This window comes from Mesorhizobium sp. PL10 (assembly GCF_053714315.1).
This window is the reverse complement of sequence record NZ_JBSKBR010000002.1, coordinates 253,524-276,833: the sequence shown is the minus strand read 5'-3', so window position 1 is coordinate 276,833 and position 23,310 is coordinate 253,524. Positions and strand designations below refer to the sequence as shown.

Sequence of the window (23,310 nt, the reverse complement as noted above, 5' to 3'; positions counted from 1 at the left end):
CCGTCACCGTCCGTCCGCTTCTAAAGTCGCCGGCAACATAGTTAGAGGGTTTGCGCCCGTCAAGCCACGGGCGGACCTTCAAAGCCATGTATTTTTTCTATTGAAATCAACCACTTGGAGAGGTGCGACATCGTGCCCGGCACTATGGGGTCGGCACATGCCCCGAATCCATCCGGCGATCGGTGTCCGATTTCGGCGCCCGGGGCCTTTTGCGGCCAGTACAGACGGCAGCCCGAAGGGCTTAGCTCCAGCCGCCGCCATAGGTGCGGTAGAAGATGTGCAGGCCGATCTTGGTCATCTTCTGCATCGTGCGGGCCCAACCCGGATGGACATAGTTGGCGTAGTAATGGGTCGATGAGCCGACTTCCGGAATGAAGATCTTGCCGGCGGTGACTGCCATCGCGACATCCTGCGCGGTCTTGTAGTGGTCGGGGCTCTCGATGCGCTTCTTGCGGCCGTCGCAGGCGAACGAGAACTGGCAGCGGTTCAGCCAATCGTCGTTCTGGTAGACGACGCCGCAGATCGAGTTCGGATAGGCGGGATTGCGGACGCGGTTGAGGATGACCTGGGCGACGGCGGCCTGGCCGCGCACGGATTCGCCGCGCGCCTCGAAATAGATGCCGTTGGCAAGGCAGGCCTGCTCCTTCTTGGAGAAGACGCTGGCCGGCAGCGGGTTCTGGATCCACGAGTGGTCGCCCTTGGCCATCGGCGGAATGAAGCGCCCATCGTTCGGCTCTTCGTCCTGCAGCAGCGCCTCGAAGGGCGAGGCCTTGGCGTAGTCGGGTTCGGCCTGGGCATAGGCGGTGGCAAGAATGTCCGCCTTGTCATTGTTGACGAGGGCGATCAGCGCTGCCGGTACGCCGGGCTCGGGCTTCTTGTCCACACTGATATGGAAGGCCTGGGCGATCTGGATTTCCTTGCCCTTGATGCCGGGCTTGGCGAAGGCCAGTTTCAGGCCGCTATCCATGCTCGGCCGCAGCAGCGAGGAGGTGCGCTGGAAGATAGAGCCGGCATTGAAGTTCTTCGGCGGCGCCACCGGCGAGACCTGGATGATGCGGCCCTTCTTGTCGGCGCGCATGATGCGGTCCTCGTCGGGCGTGACGCCGGCGACATTGCCCTTGCCGCGAAACGAGACCTTGCCGACGCCGGGCAGGCGCACGCCCGAGCCCGAAAGCGAACCGGTGGTGACGGAATCGATGAAAGGCATTTCGGCTGCATGGACCGATCCGGCGACGGAGCGCTCGACATAAGCGTTCCAGCGGTCGCCCGACGCTTCGAGGCCGGAAATCAGGCTGCCCATGTCCTGGTAGGCAGTGACGGTCGGAAAGCCGATCCAGATGCCGAGCCCGATGACCAATGGCGATACGAAGGAACGTTTTTTCTCACCGGCGGCGGCGGCCAGCCGCTTCAAGACACGTCGATGCACGGGGAACTCTCCAGAACGCCACTGAGCCACTGGAGAGCCAAAGTGAAGCATTAACCTTGATGCGCGGTTAACGGCATCGATGGTGTTTTTTCGAACCGGCCCGAAACGGGACGCCTTTTGCGGGCCGGCCGAACCGTCAGTTCGGCCGTAGCAGGATCGGCCAGGCGATGAGCGCGCAGAGCGCCCCCATCAGCCACACACCCGGCCACGAGCAGATGAGCAGCAGTGCCGGTATGGCAGTCGGCACCACGAAGAAGGCGATGAAGACGAAGCTGTTGGCGAGGCCGAGCGCGGTTCCGGCGCGGCTGGCGCCGGCAAGCGTGGCAAGCTCGGTGTAGGCGACGCCATGCCAGGCCGAGACCGAAATGCCGGCAACGACCATCAGCACGGCGATTGCCGGCGTCAGCGCGGTGTGCGCGCCCGGCATGGCGGCCGCCGCCAGGACCACCAGGCCGAGAGCCGCGAAGCCAAATGCGCTCGTCATGCTGCAGAGACGCAGGAACCAGCGGCGGTTGCCATGGCGGTCGGTGAAGCGGCCGCTCCAGACGCGCATCACCATGGCGCCGGTCTGGACAGCGGCAAGGCTGGCGCTGATCGTGAGCGTGCCCATGCCGGCGAAATCGTGCAGGAAGACGGAAGCGAAGGTGAGCACGGCGACCTGCGGAAAGCAGAGCAGGCCGATGGCGGTGGCGATGCGCCAGACCTCGACATTGCGCAACGGCGCCAGGCCGGCCGGCTTTGCCACGGCCGCGCTGCCGGCATCATCCAGGTCCGGCGGCTGATGCAGCCAGCGCCAGGCAAACAGCGCCGAGACGGCATTCACAATTGCCAGCAGCCCGAAGACCGCTGCAAAGCCATACGCCGACGCCAGCGACGGCAGGACGAGCGCGCCGACACCACCGCCGAGCGGCACCGCCGTCTGCCTGATGCTCATGGCAAAGCCGCGCTCGCCCTCGCGGAACCAGGCCATGATGGCGCGGCCGCTGGAGCCGTTGACGCTGCCGCCGAGCAGGCCGGTGACCAGAAGGCACGCGGCCAGCATTGCAACGCCGGGCGCGTAAGTCGCCGACGGTACGATGAACAACGCCATCAGCACGAGCCACGCCGCCGTCGCGCCGAGGCCGGTCAATAGCACGCCGCGATCGCCCCAGCGGTCGGTGAGCAGACCCCAGGGCAGTTCGCTCAAGGCGACGCCTAACCCGAGGAGGCCAAGGGCCAGGCCGAGATTGCCGTTGGAGAGCTGATAGCCCGAACGCAGAAAAACCGCCGCCGCCGGTATGCCGGCGAAGGTGGCGGAGAAACTGGCATTGGCGGCAACGCCGATGCCAAGCACCTTCCAGCGATGATTGGCGCGAAATCGTTCAGCCTTCGACGTGGCGGTGACGGCGGCGGCTCGACCGACCCGGCCTGGCTCACAATTTGCATCGGCAATCGACATGGCGGAACTCCTGTGATGGCCCTTCCGGACCTTGACGCCCCGCATCTACCGCCATAACTTCATCCTTAATATCGGGAAGTTTTTGACAATTATTCCCGAAAATCAGGATTGTTGCGATGCGACGCATAACCTTCGACCTCGATGTCCTCAGAAGCTTCGTCACCGGCATGGAGTTGGGCAGCTTCGCCAAGGCCGCCGACCGGCTCGGGCGTTCGACCTCGGCGGTCAGCGCGCAATTGAAGAAGCTGGAGGAACAGGCGGCGACGCCGATCTTCCGCAAGTCGGGACGCGGCCTGGCGCTGACCGAAGCCGGCGAGACCATGCTCGGCTATGCGCGGCGGCTGCTTGAGTTGAATGACGAGGCGGCCTCCGCCATCCACGACGTCGAACTGGAAGGCTGGGTCAGGCTCGGCCTGCAGGAGGATTTCGGCGAGGCGGTGTTGCCGGAGGTGCTCGGGCGCTTCGCCCGGGCGCACCCCAAGGTCAAGATCGAGGCCAGGATCGGGCGCAGCTATGAACTTGCCGAGCGGATCACATCAGGCAATCTGGACATTGCACTGGCCTGGGACAGCGGCCAGGCGCTGCCTTACAGCCGGCATGTCGGCGATGCGCAGTTGCGCTGGATCGGCCCGGCAAAGGCGATCGAAACCAGCCTGCGCGAGGGCGAGGCGCTGCCGCTGGTAGCGCTGGAAGCGCCCTGCCTGTTGCGCACGGTGACGACGGAAACGCTCGACCGCGCCGGCCTGCCGTGGCGGATGGCATTTTCCAGCCCAAGCCTTGGCGGTATCTGGGCGGCTGTGGCGGCCGGGCTCGGCCTGACGATCCGCACCGATATCGGCCTGCCGGCCACGGTCAGGGCAATGACGCCGCAGGTGCTGGGTTTACCCGCGCTGCCGAAACTGGCGTTGGTGCTGCACCAGAAGGACGCAGAACTGGAGCCGGTGCCGGCGCGGTTGGCGGATATATTGCTTCAGGCGGCGGTGGGAGCGCTGCCGGCGCGAGGGAACGAGGGGCTGAGAGCGGTGGCTTAGGTTCGGTGATCGGGAACGCGTATCAGGCGTCGCGTTCCGTCACACCCCCCTCTGTCCTGCCGGACATCTCCCCCGCAAGGGGGGAGATTGGATTTCGCGGATGCTTTCGCGAATTTTCAACGTTGCAAGAAGGTGCCGTTAGAACGAACTGCTGATCTCCCTCCTTGCGGGGGAGATGGCCGGCAGGCCAGAGGGGGGTGCTGTCCCGCCGACTTTGCAAAGGAACCTTCGGGCAAGGCGCACCGGGCCTGCCTCCTCAGCTGCGCTTCTTCGCCCGCCCCGCGAACGGATTGTCCGAAGTGCGCAGCGCAATCCTGATCGGCACGCCGGGCATGTCGAAGGCCTCGCGCAGGCTGTTGGAGAGATAGCGGACATAGGATTGCGGCATCGCATCAGGCCGCGAGCACTGGACGACAAAACCCGGTGGCCGGGTCTTGGCCTGGGTGACATATTTGACCTTGAGCCGGCGGCCGGCGACGGCGGGCGGCGGGTGATGCGCCAATATGCTTTCCAGCCAGCGATTGAGCTTGCCGGTGGAAACACGGCTGTTCCAGACCTTGTGCGTCTTGATGACGGCATCCATCAGCTTGTCGAGGCCGCGGCCGGTCTCAGCCGAGACCGTCACCGCCTGGATGCCGCGCACCTGAGGCAGCAGCCGTCCGGTCTTTTCGCGCAACTCGGCCAGCAGTTCCTGCGGATTTTCGATCAAGTCCCATTTGTTGAACGCGATGACCGGTGCCCTGCCCTCGCGGATGATGAGGTCGGCGATCTGCAGATCCTGCTTCTCGAAGGGAATGGTGGCGTCGAGCACGATGATGACGATCTCGGCAAAGCGAATGGCGCGCAGGCCGTCCTGCACCGACATCACTTCCAGCTTCTCGTGGATCCTGGCCTTGCGGCGCATGCCGGCAGTGTCGAACAGCTTCAGCCGCCGGCCATGCCAGTCCCAGTCGACGGAGATGGAATCGCGGGTGATGCCGGCTTCCGGGCCGGTCAACAGCCGCTCCTCGCCGATCAGTGCGTTGATCAGCGTCGACTTGCCGGCATTGGGGCGGCCGACCACGGCGATGCGCATCGGCTTGGTGTCGTCATAGGTTGCTTCAGCATCCGGATCGGTGATGTCCTCGCCGATCAGCACTTCGCTGGCGGCGATGTCGTCGGCCTCGTCTTCTTCCTCGCCGAAGGCGCGCTCCTCGCCAAGAGCGGCGATCACTGCGTCGCGCAGGTCGGGCAAGCCCTGGCCGTGCTCGGCCGAGACCGGGATCGGTTCGCCGAGGCCAAGCTCCCAGGCCTCCAGCATGCCACCCTGGGCGCCCTTGGCCTCGGCCTTGTTGGCGACCAGCACGACCGGCTTGCCGGACTTGCGCACGATTTCGGCAAAGGTGCGGTCGTCGGGCAGCAGGCCCGACTTGGCGTCGATGGTAAAGAAGATCAGGTCGGCTTCGCGGATGGCGATCTCGGTCTGTGCGCGCATGCGGCCGGGCAGCGTCGAGGCGGCCGCGTCCTCGAAACCGGCGGTGTCGATGACGTCGAAATGCAGATCGTAAAGTTTTGCCGGGTGGACGCGACGGTCGCGGGTGACGCCCGGCGTGTCGTCGACAAGCGCCAGCTTCCTTCCCACCAGCCGGTTGAAAAGCGTCGATTTGCCGACGTTGGGACGGCCGATAATGGCGACTTTGAAGCTCATCCGGCCCTCGTCATCCATGTCGCCCAAAACCGCAGCGCATTTTGGGCGGCGCGTATCATGACGCGCCAGAGCCGCGGATCAGTTCCGACATCAGGGTCGCCCGCTGGCGCGCATTGCGCGGGGCGCCGTCATCGGCGGCAATCTGGTCGAACAGTTTCAGCGCATCCTGGGTCTTGCCTTCCTTCCAGGCGGCAAGGCCGAGCGCTTCGCGCGCCGTGTGGCGCAGCGTGTTGTTGTCGGCGGTCAGCGCCTCGACGCGGCTGGAGACGTCGGCGAAAGAGCCGTGGTCGACGAGCAGCAGCGCGGCCCGCAGGCGCGCCATGTCGCGAATGCCTTGCGGAATGGCGGTGTCGGCGGCGACGCCATCGAAATCCGCGACGGCAGCAGTAAAGTCGCCCTTGTCGGCCTTGACGGTTGCCGCGCGCATGCGGGCGAGCAGCGGATAGGCGCCGTAGCCGTCCTTTTCCAACTGCTCAAGCGCGGTCAGCGCATCGTCGGCCTTGCCGTCATTGGCAAGCTTCAGCGCCTGCGAAAAGGCATCGCCCGAGCGGTTGGCGCGGGTCTCGTCCCAATAGCGATAGCCGACGAAGGCGGCGGTGCCGAGCACCACCAGGATGGCGAGGCCAAGGATCGCCGGGCCGAAACGGTCCCACAGCGCCTGTGCCTGGTCGCGGCGCATCTCGTCATTGACTTCGCGGATAAAACTGTCGTCGGACATCAATCAAAACCATTGCTGCCCCGGCAGGGGCGCTTCTTGAGCCCCGCGTTTTAGCGAAATTTTGTCGGCATGGAAGGGGCTGACCAGGAAAATCGGCTAATCGCGGGGAAGCCGGCCTGGGGCCTGTTCCTTCCCGACGGAGTCGGGATGGGACTCCATCTTTGTTTTTCAGCATGATCTTTTCCGAAAACCGGTCTCCACTTTTCGGGATCATGCTCTGTACGCCGACCCCATCCACGCCACATTTTGCCGATAGCCGGCTTTAACTGCCTCCGATCAAGCCCAGATTGCCGATGCCTCTTCTGTCCCGCGTTGTTGCGTTTTCCACAGCCCTGCTTGCCACGGCGGGCGCTGCTTTCGCCGACCCGCCGGCTGCACCTGCCACGGCCAAGCCGAAGCAAATCGTCATCATCTCCTTCGACAGCGCCCGCGAGATTTCGCAGTGGCAGCGCAGCCGGGCGCTGGCGAAGCGCACCGGCGCGCATTTCACCTATTTTCTGTCCTGCGTCTTCCTTTTGTCGCAGCAGACGCGCGCTGAATACACCGCGCCGGCCAAGTCCGCGGGCAAATCCAACATCGGCTTTGCCACCTCGAAACAGGAGGTCGCGGACCGCCTCGAACAGATTGGCCTCGCGGCCGCGGAGGGTCATGACATCGCCAGCCATGGCTGCGGCCATTTCGACGGCAAGAACTGGGGCAAGGCCGACTGGCTGAAGGAATTCGCCTCGTTCGCGCGCATTCTGGAGGACGCCTATGCGATCAACGGCATTGAGCCCGAGCCCGCCGGCTGGCGCGACATTGCCCACGCCGTGACCGGTTTTCGCGCGCCCTATCTGTCGACCAGCAAAGGGCTCTATCAGGCCCTGCCTCAAGCCGGCTATCGCTATGATGCCAGCGGCGTCTCAAGCGGTCCGGTCGAGCCGCCGACCAGTGGCGGCCTCACCCGCTTTTCGCTGCCGCAGATCCCGGAAGGCCCAAGCGGCAGACCGGTGATCGCGATGGACTATAATCTCTATGTCAGGCATTCCGGCGGCTTCGAACGGCCAAGCCAGGCGGCCGACTTCACCGAGCGGAGCTATCAGGCGTTCCGCGCCGCCTTCGACAAGCAATATCAGGGCAAGCGGATCCCGCTGGAGCTCGGCTTCCATTTCACGCTGATGAATGACGGCGCCTACTGGAACGCGCTGGAGCGCTTTGCCGGCGAAGTCTGCGTCAAGGCCGATGTCGAATGCATCAGTTTTCGCGACTATGTTGCGCGGCAGCGTGGTGGCGACAGGCAGGCGTCAGTGGGCGGCTGAGCCGCCCACCGACCTTCATCCTGTTTGTGTGGAATCCTCGGCGGCGGCCTGCCGGGCGAAGTAACGCTGATCAAGGTCGGGCAGCGGCTCACCATAAAGCGTCGCCTCGAAGGCGCGCAGGCGCTTGTAGATCGAAATCAATTCCACGATCGTTGGCCAGGCGTTAACCAGATATTGGAACGAGTCCGAAACCTGACCAAAGGCGGTGCTGATCTGCTGCCATATGCCTAGGGTAATCTTGCCTGCGGCAATAGTCGGAATAAGAATAACGCTGGAAAAGATCGCATCTGCCTGGCCAAAGCCGGCCCGGAAGACGTTGAAATAAGCATAGTGGAAATAGTACCGGAAATAGGTGCGTCGGACGTTCTGGAACAGCTCGGCCAAAGTGGGTGGCGTCGCCCGATTCGGATCGTCCTCACCGTAAACCAGTTCCTTGCGGTAGGCAGCCTCCACCCGCTGGTTGCGGAACTCCATGCCGGGCAACTTGATGCCTGTAACCGCCAGCAGAACCGTACCGAATAGTGACCATAACAACGCCGCGATCACCAGTGAATGCGGGATCGGGCCGATCAGAGGTAGCTCGGTAATGTGGGCCGACAAGGCGTCGAGCACCGGCAGGAAGGCAATCAGCGTCAGCACAGAATCGGCAAAGGCGACGCCCAGCAACTCCATGGTGGTAGAGAAGCGCATCGTGTCTTCCTGGACACGCTGCGAGGCGCCTTCGATGTGACGCAGCCTGGACCAGTTCTGAACATAAAATTCGTTCATCGCAGTACGCCAGCGGAAGATATAGTGGCTGACGATGAAACGTGTCACGACATAAAGCGATATGAACATCAAGCCGATGAGGGCGTAGATCCAGAACAGGCTGTAGAGCTCGGAGGCCGGCACCGAGGCCGGTGTGGTTAGCGCTTTCTGAAAGAGGTCGAAGAACGGTCCGCGCCAAGTGTTCAGCGCGACGTTGAGCTGAACGCTGATGTAAGTCGAGAACAGAATGAAGGCGGAAACCAGGATGGACCAGTTCTGCCAGGGATGCGGCGCGTAGAACCGCCAAAACAGGTAGAAAGCAGCCAGCATCACCGCAAAGTAGACATAGAACCAGATGAAGGGCGGCGACCAAAAAATCGGAATGCCGAGGATAGGCGGCGCGTCGGCAGCCGCCGGCGGCAGGCCAAGATGTGCGCCCAATTGCTGGCCGCCGAAGAACCAAAACAGGATACCGGCAAGGCTCCAGAGGGCGGCCGAAGTGAAAAACAGCTTCGGCTTTGGGAAGAAGGATACGAACACTGTGGTGAAATCCTCGGTCGATGCGCAAATCAGCGGGGTTGCCGTTCAGCGGGCATAAAGTCACACATTAGGTGGAAAGCAAATGCCCGTGCCCGATGCCCGGCATCGAGCAAGACCACAATCATGGCGATTTTGGTGCGGCCGACCAAGTGATCCCGGCCGAAACCAACAAAACAGCGGCAGCGACGATCGAGGCGAGGAAGAAGTTGCCGGACGCCTGCGCCAGCAGGCCGGCGACGATCGGGCCGACGATCTGGCCGATGCCGAAGGACGCGGTCATCACGGCAAAGATGCGGCGCGGCGCCCGCGGCACGAGCAGCCTCGCCGTCTGCAGGCCGAGCGCGGTGATGGCGATGAAGGTGCCGCCGAGCAGGACGCCCGCCAGCAACGGCCCGATTGCGCCGCCAATGGCGACGCTGGCGGTGACGCCGACCACCTCGACCAGGCAGCCAAGCGCATAGGCTGCGTAGAGCCCGATCCGTGCTGATATTTTCTGCCACAGCCAGACCGAGGGGAAGCCGGCAAGGCCGGTGACCATCCAGACGGTCGCCTCGAAGACGCGGCCGCCGCCGCCCTGGCGCACGATGGCGACCAGGAATGTTGCCGTCACCACATAGCCGAAACCGAACAGGCCATAGGCGACGATGACCTTCATCAACGACAGGTCCTTGGGCAACGCCGGTTCGCGACCGGCCACGCCGTCGGCTGGCGCTGTGCCGCCGGCGAGCCAGGCGACGAGCGCAAGGCCGCCGGCGGAAATCGCCGCCGACCACAGCCAGCCCGAAGCCCAGCCGGCATGTTCGGTGACCAGAACCGCCATCAGCGCCGAGGACGCCGCAATGCCGAGGCCGACGCCGCCGAAATGCAGCGCCTGCAGCTCGCTTCTGTTGGCGGCAGCCAAGTGGCCAAAGACGATGCTGGCCATGAACACCATGACGAAGGCGCTGGCCAGGCCGGCAAGCAAGCGGATGATAACAAAGGCGGTCATCGTTTCGGTCAGCCCCATCAGGGCGGCGAGCGCGGCACTTGCGGCAAGGCCGCAATACATCAGCAGGCGCTCGCGCCCATGCGCCCAGCCACCGGCTGCCGCAAGCGCGCCGACGAGGTAGCCGAGATAGTTGGCCGACGCGATCCAGCCGGCATCGGCGGGCGACAGATGAAGCTCTTCCATCATGCCGGGCAGGATCGGCGTGTAGACGAAGCGGCCGATGCCCATGGCGACGGCCATGGCGATCATGCCGGCAACAGCCAGGCGAAGGGGTGATGGCGCGGCGTTCATTGCAGCGCACCATAGATTTGGCCGGCGTCGAAACAATCTGATTTGTGTTGGGCCAGCCGGCTACGCACGGCCAAGGCCTGCGGCTAACACTTCACCCGCAGTTGACCGCGCCGGTTTCGTAGGCGGTGCGGCGCGCCGTCAGCCGGAACGGTATGTCGCCGAGCTCGCGCTCCGACATGGTGTCGAGCACCGGATGCGACAACGGATCTGCCACCCAGTCAGAGGCATCGCCGTCAGGACGTCGCCGCGTGTAGCCGGCGGCAAAGACTTTCAGCAATGATATGATGGTCACCATCCTCGCCTCCTCGGTCTGACTTCCCGGCTAAAATCTGCTCGATCGCGCGGCCTTTCAATTGAGATTTCAGCCGGACCGGTTTAGAAAAACTGAAATGGCTATGCTGAACCGCGTCCATCTCAACGGCTTGCGCGCCGTCGAAACCGTCGCCCGCCTCGGTTCGCTCGCGGCTGCGGCCGGCGAGCTCAACGTTTCGGTCAGCGCGGTCAGCCAGCAGATCAACCGCACCGAAAAGCAGCTCGGACAGGCACTGTTCGATCGAACGGCAAGCGGGCTGGTGCTGACAGAATTCGGCGCGGTTTTTTCCGCCCGGCTCGGCGCCGGGTTCCGAGAGTTGGCGCAAGCGGTGGCGCTTGCCGACGAGGCGAACCAGTGCACGCTGGTGGTTTCGGTGGCGCCGGCCTTCGCCTCGAAATGGCTGCTGCCGCGGCTGTCACGTCACTTCGACCGGCATCCCAATGTGCTGCTGCGCATCGACGCCTCGGTGCGGCTGGCCGATCTCGAGCATTCTGATATCGACATCGCCATCCGGCTTGGCGACGGCAAATGGCCGGGCGGACGGGCAGAGCTGCTTCTGGCGCAGGAAGTGTTCCCGGTCTGCGCGCCTGATATCGCCAAGAAGCTGAAATCGATCGGCGACCTCGCGCAGACCTGCGCCATCACCGACGAGCGGGCGATGATCACCTGGGACAGCTGGTTTGCGGCTGCCGGGGTCGAGCCGGTCACCTTCCGCAAGGGCGCGCGCTTCACCGACCCGATGCTGTGCCTGGAATCGGCGATCGCCGGCCACGGCGTCATGCTCGGCTGGCAATTGCTGGCCGCCGATGCGCTGGCCGACGGCCGCCTGGTCGCGCCTTTCGGTGTGCGGGCGCAGAGCGGGCTGGGCTACTGGCTGGTGACCTCGACCACAAAGACCGAGAGCCGCAAGGTCCGCGATTTCAAGACCTGGATCCGCGAGGAGATCGCGGCGACTGTGGCGCAGTTCGGGTCGCTCGATAGCGCTGCGTAAACGCTGGCTGTCGCGACGATGCTGGAAAGCACAGCCGCGCCGCTCTATGTTGAAAACTTCACCCCAAGACCAAGGCAGGCAGGATCATGACCACACATTCGCGCGGCGTTTCCGCAACGATCGACCCGGTGAAGCTCGACAGGCTGGCGGAAGTCGCCATCAAGGTCGGGCTGCAATTGCAGCCGGGGCAGGATCTGGTGCTGACTTCGTCGATCGCGGCGCTGCCGCTGACCAGGCGCATCGTCGAGCATGCGTACAAGGCCGGCGCCGGGCTGGTGACGCCGATCTTCAACGATGACGAAATCACGCTGGCGCGCTTCCGCTACGGCGCGGATGCCGGCTTCGACCGCGCCGCCGGCTGGATGTATGAGGGAATGGCGAAAGCCTTTGCCGGCAATGCGGCGCGGCTTGCGGTACGCGGCGAGGACCCGTCGCTGCTGTCTGCGCAGGACCCGGCCAAGGTGGCGCGCGCCAACAAGGCGAACTCGATGGCCTATCAGCCGGCGCTGGAAAAGATCACCGGCTTCGACATCAACTGGAACATCGTCGCCTATCCCGATCTCGCCTGGGCCAAGCAGGTGTTTCCGGAGGATGCCGACGATGTTGCCGTGGCAAAGCTCGCCGACGCCATTTTCGCGGCGTCACGGGTCGATGTGGAAGACCCGATCGCGAACTGGACGGCGCATAATGCAGCGCTGCGTGGCCGGACCGAGTGGCTCAACGGCCATAATTTCCATGCGCTGCATTTCACCGGGCCGGGCACGGACCTCACCGTCGGGCTGGCCGACGGCCATGAATGGATGGGCGGCGCCTCCACCGCCAAGAACGGCATCACCTGCAACCCGAACATCCCGACCGAGGAAGTCTTCACCACGCCGCATGCACGGCGGGTTTCCGGCCATGTCTCCTCGACCAAGCCGCTTTCCTACCAGGGCACGCTGATCGACGAGATTTCGGTGCGTTTCGAGGAAGGCAGGATCGTCGAGGCCAAGGCCTCGAAGGGCGAGGATGTGCTGAAGAAGGTGCTCGACACCGACGAGGGTTCACGCCGTCTCGGCGAAGTGGCGCTGGTGCCGCATTCCTCACCGATCTCGGCCAGCGGCCTGTTGTTCTTCAACACGCTGTTCGACGAGAACGCCGCCTGCCACATCGCGCTCGGGCAGTGTTATTCGAAATGCTTCGTCGACGGCGCCTCGCTCAGCCAGGACGAGATCGCCCAGCGTGGCGGCAACAAGAGTTTCATCCACATCGACTGGATGATCGGCTCGGACAAGATCGACATTGATGGCGTCCACAAGGACGGCCGCAAGGTACCGGTGATGCGCAAGGGCGAGTGGGCCTGACCGTTAGCGGTCAAAGGAGCCGCAATGGCCTTCGACATAGCGGTTAAACGCATCTACGAGCCGCCGGCGGAAGCCGACGGCCGACGCGTGCTGGTCGACCGCATCTGGCCGCGCGGCGTCCGCAAGGAAGATGCCGCGCTGACGCTGTGGCTGAAGCACATCGCGCCGAGCGACGCGTTGCGAAAATGGTTCGGGCATGAGCCGGCGCGCTGGGCTGAGTTTCGGAAGCGGTATGCGATCGAGCTGGATGGGAATGAAGAGGTGGTGGCGCAGCTGCGTGGCCTGCTGGGCAATGGCCGGGTGACGCTGCTCTATGGTGCACATGACGAAGCGCACAACAACGCGGTGGCGTTGGCGGAGTATCTCTTGAAGGACTGAAGCAAACAGCCGCGTGCAAATGCTGGCAATTGGCGAAAGCCGCGGCGACGTCCAATCTCCCCCTTTGCGGGGGAGATGCCTGGCAAGGCAGAGGGGGTGCTGTCCCTCCGGCCTGACAAACAGCAGCCACATGCGCCGGAACAATCTGTCGAGGTTGGCGATCCGTCACCCCCCTCTGGCCTGCCGGCCATCTCCCCCGCAAGGGGGGAGATTGGCTGTTTCAACGCCTCGCGCCCTACTTCACCGCCGCCTCATAAACATCAGCCTTGAACCCCACCAGCACCCGGTCCCCCACCTCCAGCACCGGCCGCTTTATCATGGTCGGGTTGGCCAGCATCAGCTTCTTGGCCTTCTTCTCGTCGAGACCTTGCTTGTCCTTGTCGGCCAGCCCGCGAAACGTCGTGCTGCCCTTGTTGAGCAGCGGCTCCCATCCGACCTTGCCGACCCAGCCATCCAGTCTACCCGCATCGATCCCTTCGGCCCGGTAATCATGGAACCGGTAAGGCACATCGTGGCCCTCCAGCCAGGTGCGTGCCTTCCTGATCGTGTCGCAGGTGGTGATGCCGTACATTGTGATGGTCAAAACGCGCTTCCCCTGGGCTTACGGTCGAATCCGCCAGACAGCCTAAAACCGCCCTCCTCGCTTTGCCAGCATCGCGACCGCCATCAGCGCATTTTTAGGGCTTGCCAATACTAAGGAATTTTCCTAAGTGTTGCAAAAATCGGAAAGGGAAAAGTCATGGCGAGGATCGTTGTGTCGGAATTGATGTCCATCGATGGCGTGACGGAAGCGCCGGGTGGTGAGCCGGGCTACCGGCACACCAACTGGGTCGGCAAGCGCCACGAGGCCGGCATGATCGAATACAAGTTCCAGGAGGTGCTGGACCACGAAGCCCTGCTCATCGGCCGGGTGACCTATGAAAGCTTCGCCGGCAGTTGGCCGACCTACAAGGGGCCATTCGCCGACCGGATGAACGGCATGGCGAAATATGTCGTCTCCTCGACGCTGAAGAACCCGGCTTGGAACAACACGACCGTGCTGCAAGGCGAGCCGATGGACGCGATCCGCAAACTCAAATGGGAGACGAAGGGCGACATCGTGGTTGGTGGCAGACGCATGCTGGTCAACGCGCTCAAGCAGCACGATCTCGTCGACGAATATCGGTTGATGGTGTTCCCCGTCATCCTCGGCAGCGGCGCGCAGCTTTTCGACAGGATGGAGGACGCGACCGACCTCAAGCTGGTCGACACGCGCACCTTCGGCAATGGGGCCGTGGTGCTCACCTATCACGTGGAGCGGGCATCGTGATGACCGGTCTGCAACCTACCACGCCAACCCTTCTGCCGATCGACGGCATCTTTCGCGCGCTGGCCGACCCGACACGGCGGCGCGTGGTCGAGCGGCTGAACCGCAGCCCAGCCTCGGTCAGCGAACTGGCGCAGCCTTTCGACATGGCGCTGCCCTCCTTCATCGAGCATCTCAAGGTGCTGGAAGGCTGCGGCCTGGTACGATCGGAAAAGATCGGCCGCACCAGGACCTATCAGCTGGCGCCCGAGCCGCTGCAGCTCGCCGAAAACTGGCTGGCTGAACAGCGCACGCTGTGGGAGCGCCGTCTCGATCAATTGGACGCCTATGTGATGAGCCTCAAGGAGCAGGAAAAGTGAGCTATCCCTTCAAGCCCGACCCCAGACTGGATCTGACCCTGGAGCGCAAGCTCGACGCGCCGCGCGAACTCTTGTGGCGAGCCATGACGGTGCCGGAGCATGTCAAGCAGTGGTTCACGCCAAAGCCCTGGCTGATCACCGATTGCGAGATCGATCTCAGGCCCGGCGGGCTGTTTCGGACGCGCATGCAATCGCCCGACGGCACAGAGATCAACGACCGCCGTTGCTGCTATCTCGACATCGTTGAGAACGAGCGGCTGGTGTGGACGGATGCGCTGCTGCCAGGCTATCGGCCATCAGGCGAGCCCTTTATCACGGCGGTCATTTCGCTCCAGTCGGACGGCAAAGGCACGCGCTACACGGCCACCGCCATCCACCGCGATGAGGCCACCCGCAACAACCATGAAGAGATGGGTTTCTTCGACGGCTGGGGCACGGTGGCCGATCAGCTGGCGCGGTATGTGAAGACGATCTGAGCTTTTTCACACGGCGGCCAGGACGTTGTCCCGGCCGCCTGATTTTCGGTCATCCACGAAGTGAGCCGGATGCCGGCAGTATTCCGGCCTCAGTAATAGAAGCGCTCTTCGGTGATCTTGCCGTTCTTGACCGTGTACAGGCCAACCTCGTCCATGGTGACACGCTCGCCTGTCGCCTTGGGCGTTATGTCGAACTTGAAGCGCACGGCGAACTGGTCGCCGTTGACATAGGGGCCCTCGACCGAGCCGCCATGCACCTCATTGTTCGCTTGCCACCACTCGCCCTTTTGCCTGAGAGCCTCCTTGCCACGGCTGACGGCCATCGGCCCGTCCATGGCTTCGTAGCTGACGACGTCGTCGGCATTGTATTTCTCGGCGGCGCCTTCGTTGTCGCCCTGCTTGAGGAGTTCGGTGAAATCCTTGGCAATTTCCGCTGTGGTCATTTTGCATTCCTCCTGTTCAGACACACCCGAAGTAGGGAAGCATTTGCCAGCCTGCCACCGTCGGCAGCTCGGTAGCTGACAGTCCGTGTCAGGACAATAGGTATAGCGCGGCTATGTGACGACGATTTGTGCGGCGCCGACAGCGACGTCAGTTGCAGACACAAGCCGATTCCGCAATTCTAGATGCATGTGCAACCTCTACAACATCACCACGTCGCAAGAGGCAATCCGCCAATGGACGCGCGCACTGCGCGATGTCAGCGGCAACCTCGAGCCTTCGGTCGACATCTATCCCAATCAGCTCGGTCCGGTCGTTCGCAACACGACGGACGGGGAGCGTGAGCTGGCGAAACTGCTTTGGGGTTTGCCAACTCCGCCCGAGCGCATGAAAGGCAAGGCCGACTACGGCACGACCAACGTTCGCAATCCGCAATATTCGCACTGGCAGCAATATGTCGGCGTCGGGCACAGATGTGTGGTTCCAGTGACCAGCTTTGCTGAACCTAGCCCGACACCGAACGACAAAGACCCGGAAACAGGGATCCAGCGCAATTACTGGTTTGCCCGTGACGAAAGCCGACCGCTGTTTTTCTTCGCTGGTTTCTGGACGCCTTGGCAAGGCGTGCGAAGGGTCAAGGATGGTCCCGGCGATTTCGAGCTATACGCATTCATGACAACCAAGCCTAATGCCCTCATCGCGCCAATTCATGAGAAGGCCATGCCGGTGATCCTGACGACGCCGGAAGACACTGAGGCCTGGTTGACAGCTCCATGGTCAGAAGCACGGCATTTGCAGCGGACAGCGCCCGACGACGCTCTGATGATCGTCGACAAGCCGGCAACACAGATCAAATTTCCGCAGCAGGCGCCGACTCAGGGGTCTTTGTTCTAGGTCGGCATGTCAGCCGCTATGCTCAATCTTCGTCACGCCAGATCACCCGACGAACCATGCGGATTTCGACAAGGCGTCTAACACGAATTTTCAGACGTTCGGCTGCGCTAGGAAGGATGATGCCGGCGTCAAGCTCCCGACCTTTGCAGCGCTCGCACCGCATGTGCCGTTCCACGTCCCAAAAAGGTATATCTCCGACCAGCTTTGCGAGATCGCCAGGGAGATAGTGCCGCGTGATGTTGCAGTTCCGGCACCGGACTCGGACGAGCTGCCCGACTTCGTGCGCGAGGCGCAAGGTCTGCACATTTCGGCGCGGTCGGCTGCTGAGTTCCGGCATCGGCCAAACTAGGAATGTATTCCTTGCCGAGTCAATTCCTACTTAGTTCCATGGTCTTTTTGTTCGGCGGCTAAGGTCGACCGGTGACCAGGGTGGCGCCTTCAGGGCTGAGACGAGGAGATCAGCTGGCGAGCATAGGACAGTTGGCGCCACGGCGCAGACTGATATGCGCCATGTCGCCGACGCTGAACTGAAAACCCTGGCGTGGTGCGTCGATCACGATCGGTGCGCCTTTTTCGAGCTCGGCGTGCAGGCGCAAGGTGCGGCCGTGAAAGACGACCGAGTTGACACGCACGGGCGCTGTGCCGGCGGCGGCCTCGGTCGCCACCAGCAAATCTTCGGGACGGACGCCGATGGTACGCATGGCGCCTTCGCCCGGCAGCTCGCCGGTTTCGGACGTCGCTTCCAGCGGCAGGCCGCTGGCGGTGAACCGCAGCCGCGCGCCGTCGCGGCCGACAAAGTGCGACTGCAAGAGGTTCATGGTGCCGATGAAGCTTGCCACGAATTTCGTCGCCGGGCGGTCGTAGAGGGTGGCCGGCGGCGCGATCTGCTCGATGCGGCCTTTGTTCATGACGACGATACGGTCGGAGATCGACAGCGCCTCGGTCTGGTCGTGAGTGACCATGACAAAGGTTGTGCCTAGCCGCGACTGCAGCCGCTTCAGCTCGACCTGCATCTGTTCGCGCAGATGTGCGTCGAGCGCCGATAGCGGTTCGTCGAGCAACAGGACGCGCGGCTCGCAGACGATGGCACGGGCAAGGGCGACACGCTGGCGCTGGCCGCCCGACAGTTCGGAAACGCGGGCGCCGATCTTGTCGGCGAGGCCTACCATATCGAGCGCCTCTCCGACGCGCTTGGCTTGTTCGGTGCCTGAAAGCTTGCGCAGCGACAGGCCGAAGCCGACATTCTCAGTGACGTTCATATGCGGGAACAGAGCATAGTCCTGAAACACGGTGTTGACCGGCCTGTCGAAGGGCCTCAAGCCGGTGATGTCGCGGCCGTCGACCAGCACCTTGCCGCTGGACGGGCTTTCGAAACCGGCAATGACGCGCAGGCTGGTGGTCTTGCCGCAGCCCGACGGCCCAAGCAGCGTGATGAACTCGCCGCTGATGATGTCGAGATCGACCGCGTCGAGCCCGACAATGCCGCCAGGAAAAACCTTCGAGACCGCCTGCAGCCGGACGAGAGGATCAGACGCCATCGCGTACCTCGGACGGTTTCGTGGTGTTGACCCAGAGGATCTGGCAAGGCTCGGTGCCCGGATTGCGGAAGGCATGCAGAAGCGTGCTCTTGAAGGCAAAGGAGTCGCCGGCCTTCAGCACATACTTCGTCGAATCCACCACCAGTTCGACCTCGCCCGACAGCACATAGCCGAATTCATGACCGATATGCGCATAGGCCTCGGCGGTGCCGCCATCGGCTTCCACAGTTACAAGCAGACCCGTCAGCGTCGCGCCCGGCGGCGACAGCAGCGCCTTGGCAATGCCTTCGGACTTGACCGGGATCTGCCGCCTCTTGTCGGCGCGCACGCAATAGAGGTCGTTGCCGGCATCGTTGCCGTCGGTAATCAGTGCCGAAGGCTCGATGTCGAGCGCGGCGGCGAGCGGCCAGATCACCTTGACGCGCAGCGAAGACAAGCCGCGCTCGATCTGGCTCAGCGCCCCGATCGACACGCCGGCCTTTGCCGCAAGCTCGGCCAGCGACAGATTGCGCTCGAGCCTGAGTGCCCGCACGCGCCGGCCGACGCGGATGTCGGCATCGTCCTTGGGTTTTGCGGCGGCTTCGTCGAGCATGTCCATCAGTTGGTCCTTGTTTCCCTCCCTTCTCCCCCTGTGGGAGAAGGTGGATCGGCGCGATAGCGCCGAGACGGATGAGGGGTGTTCCAGGGAAAACCAGCGTCTCACTCCGCTGGAACACCTCTCATCCGTCGCCTTCGGCGACACCTTCTCCCACAAGGGGAGAAGGTGGAGCTTTATCCCCCAGCCTTCACCTTCTCGAACATCTTGGCCACATCGTCATTCTGTTTCATCGGGCCGGTGAAGATCGTCGACTTCAGCATCACTTCCGGATCCGCCGGTAGCTGCAGTTTGTCGAGCTCGTCCTTGCCCACGCCGGCGAAGGCGGTGCTCAGCGAGCTGCCGTAGCCGTAGGACTGGATCAGGTACTTGCCCGAGTCGGCATCCAACCGGCTGTTTATGAAGTCGTAGGCGAGGTCGACATTCTTGGCGTCCTTGAGCATGACGAAGCCGCAGGCCCAGGTCAGCATGCCCTCCTTCGGCTTCATGAACTCGACCGGCACGCCTTGCTTCTTCAGTGAGGTGGCCGACGCATTCCAGGTCATGGCGGCGACCAGCTGGCCGCTGGCCAGCGCCTGTTCGACCGAGGTCATGTCGGTGGTGTAGTTGGAGAGCAACGGACGCTGCTCGCGCAGTTTTTCCGCCACCTTGTCCATTTGCTCCGGCGTCATGTCGAATGGATTGACGCCGGCGAGCAGCGCGGCAACGATTGGGGTGTCGTGCACGGCATCGATCGTTGCCATGCGGCCGGCATATTGCTTGTCCCACAGAAGATTCCAGCTCGCTTCCGGGTTCTTCACCAGATCGGTGCGGTAGAGGATCGAGGTGTTGCCCCAATCCCACGGCACCATCCAGACCTTGCCGTCGCCGGCCTGGATGTCAGGCAGGTTCTTGAACACCGGGAAGATCGAATCCCAGTTCTTGATACGTTTGGTGTCGATCGGCTGCAGCAGGCCTTCCTTGTTCCAGCGTGCCACCTTGTCGTAGCAGGGATGCGCGATATCGGGGCGGAAGCCGGCCTTGACCTTGGTGAAGGCATCGTCGTCATCGCCGAAGATAGAGGCCTCGACGCCATCGGGATGGGCTGTCAGGAAGCTCTTGTTGAAGTCGGGTAGTTCGTAGCCCGACCAGGTGAAATATTGCAGCTTGTCGGCGGCGAAGGCGACGGTCGACGACAGGACGATTGCAAGTGCGGCAAGCCCGCTACGGGCTGTCTTTCCAGTGATCGATTTCAGCCCAGTAATTGATTTCACATTGTATGCCATTTCGGTTCTCCTCTCTTGTTATGGTTCAGGCTGGATTGGCGGGCGCCGGCCTGCGGGCCGCATTGAGGCCGCGATGGCGCAGCATTTCGGCCAGGCCGGCGATGATGAAAGACACGGTGAGGATCGCTGTCCCCAGCGCCATCACGGTCGGCAGCGAGCGAGGGAAGCGCAGCTGGCTCCAGATGTAGAGCGGCAGCGTCGGCTCGGTGCCGGCGAGGAAGAAGACGACGATGAACTCGTCGAAGGAGATCAGGAACGCCAGCATGAAGGCCGAGATGATGGCCGGCAGCGCGAGCGGCAGCATCACCCGCCTGAACGTGGTCCAGTCGGAAGCGCCGAGATCGAGTGCGGCCTCGCGGATGGTTTTCGGGATGGCGGCGAAGCGGCTGCGCATGATCACCACCGTCGTCGGCAGCGCCACCAGTATGTGGCTGAGAACGATGGCGATGCGCGACGGGCCGAGGCCGATGAGGTTGACGAGGATAAGCAGCGATATGCCGACGATAACGCCCGGGATCAGGATCGGCAGCCTAGAGATAGCGCTGATCGTGGCGGCCAGCGGCGAGCGGCCGTAGAGGTCCATATAGGACACGGTGATGCCGCAGAGCGTCGCGCCGGTAGCGGCCACAACGCCGATGACGAGGCTGTTCAAAAGCGCGCCGGACAGCGCCGGATTGCCATAGAGCGTGGCATACCATTCGAGCGTAAAGCCCTGTAGCGGAAACGCCGCCTGGATGGAGTTATTGAACGAAAACAGCGGGATCAACAGAACCGGCAGATAGAGAAAGACGAGATAGGCGATGACGTAGACGCCAAGCCAGCGACCGCCTTCGGTGCGCGCCGCGCTCATGTGCGGCTGCCGAATCTGCGGTCGGCGAAGCGCACGACCAGCACTACGCAGAGGATGACCAGCATCACGGCGACGGAGAGTGCGGCGCCGAAGGGCCAGTCATTGGCCTTGCCGAATTGAGACTGGATCAGCGAGCCGATCATGGTGCTGGCCGGGCCGCCGACCATGGCCGGGGTGACATAGTCGCCAACGGTCGGCACGAAGACGACGAGGGCTGCCGCCAGCACTCCTGGCATCGAGTTCGGCAGCACGACACGGCGAAACGCGGTGAAGGGCCTGGCGCCGAGGTCGGAAGCGGCTTCGAGCAGCGATTTCGGAATGGTGTCCAGCGCCACATAGATCGGCAGGATGGCGAAGGGCGCATAGGCATGCGCCAAAGTGACAACGACCGCGGCCGGCGTGTTGAGGAAGGCCAAGGTCGGCTCCGACCAGATGCCGCTTTCGATCAGCGCCGAGTTCAAGACGCCATTATAGGCGAGCACGATCTTCCAGGCGAAGACGCGCAGGAGATAGCTGGTCCAGAACGGCAGCGTCACCAGAAACAAAAGCAGGCTGCGGCGGCGGCCGGCATGGAAGGCGAGATAGTAGGCGACGGGATAGGCGGTGACGACGGTTGCCAGCGTCACCAGTCCGGCAATCACCAGCGAGCGCAGCGTCACCGTCCAGTAGAGCGGATCGGCGACCACGGTGATGAAATTGTCCGCCGTGAAACCGGCGCCGAGCAGCGAACCGTCATTGCCGCGAAGGGCGAGGAAGAGCACCAGGCCAAGGGCAAACAGGATCAGGAAGAAGGTGACCAGCCCACCCGGCAGCAACATGGCGAAGCGGAAGCCTCGGGACGACCCGGACTCTGCTGGAGCTTCTGTTGCAACGATGGTCGACATCAAGCTGCTCAACGGAGATATGAAATCGACTTAGATTTTTTCATATTCCTGAAACTGTCAAGCTGAATCCACCGGCGTTCAACGGCCGGACAAGGATCAGCGCTCAAAGGCATCCAGCATCCGGTACCAGGCGATGGTCGCGGCGACGCCGACCTGCCGGAAGGCGTGGAACGGAATCGGCCGGATCGGCGACAGCGGGAACGGCAATTGGTTGGCATCGCCGTTCGCCAGATAGCCCGCCATGCGTTTTCCCAACGCGCTCATCAGACCGACACCCCTGCCCTGGCAGCCGACCACGGCGAGCAAACCCTTTTCGGGCTCGTGGATGTGCGGGAGATGATCCGGCGTCATCGCCACGCGGCCAAACCAGCGCTTCTCGATGGGGATATCGGCGAGCGCCGGATAGAGCCGCACCAGTGCGCGCTGCAGGTGGCCCCAGTCCGCTTCGCTTGAAGGCAGCGCCATGCGACCGCGGCCGCCAAGCACCAGCCGGCCGTCAGCACTCCTGCGGTAATAGACGAGGATGCGGCGCGAATCCGATACCGCCTGCCCTTCCGGCAGGATCGTTGCTGCAAGGTTGGACGACAGCGGCGCCGTTGCGATCTGAAAAGAATGCAGCGGCACGATCGTCTCGGCGAGGCCCGGCAGCAGCCGATCGGAATAAGCGTTGGTTGCCAGGACAACCGCCTTGGCCCGCACTTCGACGCCGTTTTCGGTCGAAACACGCCAAAGGCCGGCGTCCTTAGCGAGTTTCAGCACCTTATGTCGCTCGGCAATGCTGACGCCGGCAGCAGCGGCGATGCGCGCCAGTTCAGCCGTATAGGCAAGCGGATCGATTATGCCGGCGCGGCGGTCGAGCCAGCCGCCGAGATAACCTTGCGCGCCGGTCATCGCCGCGATCTCGCTTTGGCCCAGGAGATGGACATCGGCGCCGCGCGCGCGCCATTGCCGATCCCGGTTCGCCGCTGCTTTCAAAGCGGTCTCGGTGTGCGCGGCCTGGATCCAGCCATTGCGCGTGAACGGCACCGCCAGCTTTTCGTCACGGATCAGGTCGAACACCGTATCCGCCGTCGAGGCGGCGAAATCGACCAATGCCTGGCCACGCTCGGGGCCGAAATGCTCGAGCAGCCATTCGGGATCGTATTTCAGGCCGAGAATGACCTGGCCGCCATTGAGACCCGAGGCACCCTGACCGATCTCGCCGGCCTCCAGCACCTGGACGCCGAGGCCAAGCCGCGCGGCATGCAAGGCCGTCGACAAGCCCATGAAACCGCCACCGACGATGACGACATCGACTGGCTTGCCGTTGGGAATAAGCGACTGGAATGCGGATGCGGTCTTTGGCTTTTGCCAGATCGGAACGGAGAATGGCGCGGGCAATGATTCACCTGGCGTAGGGTGGGAAATGAAAATTCTAGTGGTCATTTCATTTTTTTGAAAGAGCACGCTTCATGTCAACACCGACAATTGGCTGCGCCACGGGATAGACCTTTGCCCGGAATCCGGTGAAAGT

At 63.2% G+C, this 23,310-nt stretch carries 24 protein-coding genes; 9 read left to right on the top strand and 15 right to left on the bottom strand.

Annotation, left to right across the window (positions count from 1 at the left end; all coding sequences use genetic code 11):
• Positions 1 to 241: 241 nt before the first annotated feature.
• Together ACWGTO_RS04865 and ACWGTO_RS04860 are read right to left on the bottom strand one after the other, a co-directional pair.
• Entirely contained in the window at positions 242 to 1,426 is a 1,185-nt protein-coding gene (locus ACWGTO_RS04865) for a cell wall hydrolase (RefSeq protein WP_454573730.1), read from the bottom strand.
• Positions 1,427 to 1,562: 136 nt separating this feature from the next.
• Positions 1,563 to 2,864 (bottom strand): MFS transporter, encoded by a 1,302-nt coding sequence (locus ACWGTO_RS04860; protein WP_454573729.1) that lies wholly within the window; start codon positions 2,862 to 2,864, stop codon positions 1,563 to 1,565.
• Positions 2,865 to 2,980: 116 nt separating this feature from the next.
• Between ACWGTO_RS04860 and ACWGTO_RS04855 the strand changes: the two genes are divergently transcribed.
• Positions 2,981 to 3,895: a LysR substrate-binding domain-containing protein gene (locus tag ACWGTO_RS04855; protein WP_454573728.1), complete on the top strand. Its 915-nt coding sequence runs from the start codon at positions 2,981 to 2,983 to the stop codon at positions 3,893 to 3,895.
• A gap of 256 nt (positions 3,896 to 4,151) precedes the next feature.
• On the opposite strand, the gene der is transcribed toward ACWGTO_RS04855, so the two are convergent.
• Positions 4,152 to 5,582, bottom strand: coding sequence for a ribosome biogenesis GTPase Der (gene der / locus ACWGTO_RS04850; RefSeq protein ID WP_454573727.1), 1,431 nt, complete (start codon positions 5,580 to 5,582; stop codon positions 4,152 to 4,154).
• 55 nt (positions 5,583 to 5,637) lie between these two features.
• Complete coding sequence (locus tag ACWGTO_RS04845) at positions 5,638 to 6,300, bottom strand: tetratricopeptide repeat protein (RefSeq protein WP_454573726.1); 663 nt, start codon at positions 6,298 to 6,300, stop codon at positions 5,638 to 5,640.
• A gap of 293 nt (positions 6,301 to 6,593) precedes the next feature.
• Here ACWGTO_RS04845 and ACWGTO_RS04840 point away from each other — a divergent pair, with 293 nt between their 5' ends.
• Positions 6,594 to 7,598 (top strand): polysaccharide deacetylase family protein, encoded by a 1,005-nt coding sequence (locus tag ACWGTO_RS04840; RefSeq protein ID WP_454573725.1) that lies wholly within the window; start codon positions 6,594 to 6,596, stop codon positions 7,596 to 7,598.
• Positions 7,599 to 7,613: 15 nt separating this feature from the next.
• Here the strand turns inward: ACWGTO_RS04840 and sbmA are convergent, their stop codons facing one another.
• From sbmA to ACWGTO_RS04825, 3 genes are all read right to left on the bottom strand, one after another.
• Positions 7,614 to 8,885 (bottom strand): peptide antibiotic transporter SbmA, encoded by a 1,272-nt coding sequence (sbmA, locus tag ACWGTO_RS04835; protein ID WP_454573724.1) that lies wholly within the window; start codon positions 8,883 to 8,885, stop codon positions 7,614 to 7,616.
• 121 nt (positions 8,886 to 9,006) lie between these two features.
• On the bottom strand, positions 9,007 to 10,164 hold the full coding sequence (locus ACWGTO_RS04830; RefSeq protein ID WP_454573723.1) for a YbfB/YjiJ family MFS transporter: 1,158 nt from the start codon (positions 10,162 to 10,164) through the stop codon (positions 9,007 to 9,009).
• A gap of 91 nt (positions 10,165 to 10,255) precedes the next feature.
• The gene (locus ACWGTO_RS04825) at positions 10,256 to 10,459 is read right to left on the bottom strand and encodes a hypothetical protein (protein WP_454573722.1); all 204 of its coding nucleotides are present in this window, start codon (positions 10,457 to 10,459) and stop codon (positions 10,256 to 10,258) included.
• Between the two features lie 94 nt (positions 10,460 to 10,553).
• Here ACWGTO_RS04825 and ACWGTO_RS04820 point away from each other — a divergent pair, with 94 nt between their 5' ends.
• The 3 genes from ACWGTO_RS04820 to ACWGTO_RS04810 all read left to right on the top strand — a co-directional run bounded on the left by ACWGTO_RS04820 (position 10,554) and on the right by ACWGTO_RS04810 (position 13,189).
• A complete protein-coding gene (locus ACWGTO_RS04820; RefSeq protein WP_454573721.1) occupies positions 10,554 to 11,468 on the top strand; it encodes a LysR substrate-binding domain-containing protein in 915 nt (304 codons plus the stop codon).
• An 86-nt stretch (positions 11,469 to 11,554) separates the two neighbouring features.
• Positions 11,555 to 12,811: an aminopeptidase gene (locus ACWGTO_RS04815; RefSeq protein WP_454573720.1), complete on the top strand. Its 1,257-nt coding sequence runs from the start codon at positions 11,555 to 11,557 to the stop codon at positions 12,809 to 12,811.
• A 24-nt stretch (positions 12,812 to 12,835) separates the two neighbouring features.
• Positions 12,836 to 13,189 (top strand): DUF488 domain-containing protein, encoded by a 354-nt coding sequence (locus tag ACWGTO_RS04810; protein WP_454573719.1) that lies wholly within the window; start codon positions 12,836 to 12,838, stop codon positions 13,187 to 13,189.
• Positions 13,190 to 13,424: 235 nt separating this feature from the next.
• On the opposite strand, the gene ACWGTO_RS04805 is transcribed toward ACWGTO_RS04810, so the two are convergent.
• The gene (locus tag ACWGTO_RS04805) at positions 13,425 to 13,772 is read right to left on the bottom strand and encodes an ArsC family reductase (protein ID WP_454573718.1); all 348 of its coding nucleotides are present in this window, start codon (positions 13,770 to 13,772) and stop codon (positions 13,425 to 13,427) included.
• 156 nt (positions 13,773 to 13,928) lie between these two features.
• Here ACWGTO_RS04805 and ACWGTO_RS04800 point away from each other — a divergent pair, with 156 nt between their 5' ends.
• From ACWGTO_RS04800 to ACWGTO_RS04790, 3 genes are read left to right on the top strand one after another with little or no spacing between them, the layout of a single operon-like run.
• The gene (locus ACWGTO_RS04800; RefSeq protein WP_454573717.1) at positions 13,929 to 14,498 is read left to right on the top strand and encodes a dihydrofolate reductase family protein; all 570 of its coding nucleotides are present in this window, start codon (positions 13,929 to 13,931) and stop codon (positions 14,496 to 14,498) included.
• Positions 14,498 to 14,854, top strand: coding sequence for an ArsR/SmtB family transcription factor (locus ACWGTO_RS04795; RefSeq protein ID WP_454573969.1), 357 nt, complete (start codon positions 14,498 to 14,500; stop codon positions 14,852 to 14,854). The genes ACWGTO_RS04800 and ACWGTO_RS04795 overlap by 1 nt, the downstream gene beginning before the upstream one ends.
• A complete protein-coding gene (locus tag ACWGTO_RS04790; RefSeq protein WP_454573716.1) occupies positions 14,851 to 15,330 on the top strand; it encodes an SRPBCC family protein in 480 nt (159 codons plus the stop codon). Before ACWGTO_RS04795 ends, ACWGTO_RS04790 begins: the two co-directional genes overlap by 4 nt.
• Positions 15,331 to 15,419: 89 nt before the next feature.
• On the opposite strand, the gene ACWGTO_RS04785 is transcribed toward ACWGTO_RS04790, so the two are convergent.
• Entirely contained in the window at positions 15,420 to 15,773 is a 354-nt protein-coding gene (locus ACWGTO_RS04785; protein ID WP_454573715.1) for a SnoaL-like domain-containing protein, read from the bottom strand.
• A 187-nt stretch (positions 15,774 to 15,960) separates the two neighbouring features.
• Here ACWGTO_RS04785 and ACWGTO_RS04780 point away from each other — a divergent pair, with 187 nt between their 5' ends.
• Positions 15,961 to 16,665, top strand: coding sequence for an SOS response-associated peptidase (locus ACWGTO_RS04780; RefSeq protein ID WP_454573714.1), 705 nt, complete (start codon positions 15,961 to 15,963; stop codon positions 16,663 to 16,665).
• Between the two features lie 458 nt (positions 16,666 to 17,123).
• On the opposite strand, the gene ACWGTO_RS04775 is transcribed toward ACWGTO_RS04780, so the two are convergent.
• The 6 genes from ACWGTO_RS04775 to ACWGTO_RS04750 form a co-directional block, all read right to left on the bottom strand.
• Entirely contained in the window at positions 17,124 to 18,203 is a 1,080-nt protein-coding gene (locus tag ACWGTO_RS04775; protein WP_454573713.1) for an ABC transporter ATP-binding protein, read from the bottom strand.
• Positions 18,193 to 18,801 (bottom strand): cupin domain-containing protein, encoded by a 609-nt coding sequence (locus ACWGTO_RS04770; RefSeq protein ID WP_454573712.1) that lies wholly within the window; start codon positions 18,799 to 18,801, stop codon positions 18,193 to 18,195. Before ACWGTO_RS04770 ends, ACWGTO_RS04775 begins: the two co-directional genes overlap by 11 nt.
• Positions 18,802 to 18,974: 173 nt before the next feature.
• On the bottom strand, positions 18,975 to 20,063 hold the full coding sequence (locus ACWGTO_RS04765) for an ABC transporter substrate-binding protein (RefSeq protein WP_454573711.1): 1,089 nt from the start codon (positions 20,061 to 20,063) through the stop codon (positions 18,975 to 18,977).
• Between the two features lie 25 nt (positions 20,064 to 20,088).
• Positions 20,089 to 20,913, bottom strand: a complete 825-nt coding sequence (locus tag ACWGTO_RS04760) for an ABC transporter permease (protein WP_454573710.1) — start codon at positions 20,911 to 20,913, stop codon at positions 20,089 to 20,091.
• Positions 20,910 to 21,797, bottom strand: a complete 888-nt coding sequence (locus tag ACWGTO_RS04755) for an ABC transporter permease (RefSeq protein ID WP_454573709.1) — start codon at positions 21,795 to 21,797, stop codon at positions 20,910 to 20,912. The genes ACWGTO_RS04760 and ACWGTO_RS04755 overlap by 4 nt, the downstream gene beginning before the upstream one ends.
• Positions 21,798 to 21,893: 96 nt before the next feature.
• Entirely contained in the window at positions 21,894 to 23,177 is a 1,284-nt protein-coding gene (locus tag ACWGTO_RS04750; RefSeq protein WP_454573708.1) for an NAD(P)/FAD-dependent oxidoreductase, read from the bottom strand.
• Positions 23,178 to 23,310: the final 133 nt, after the last annotated feature.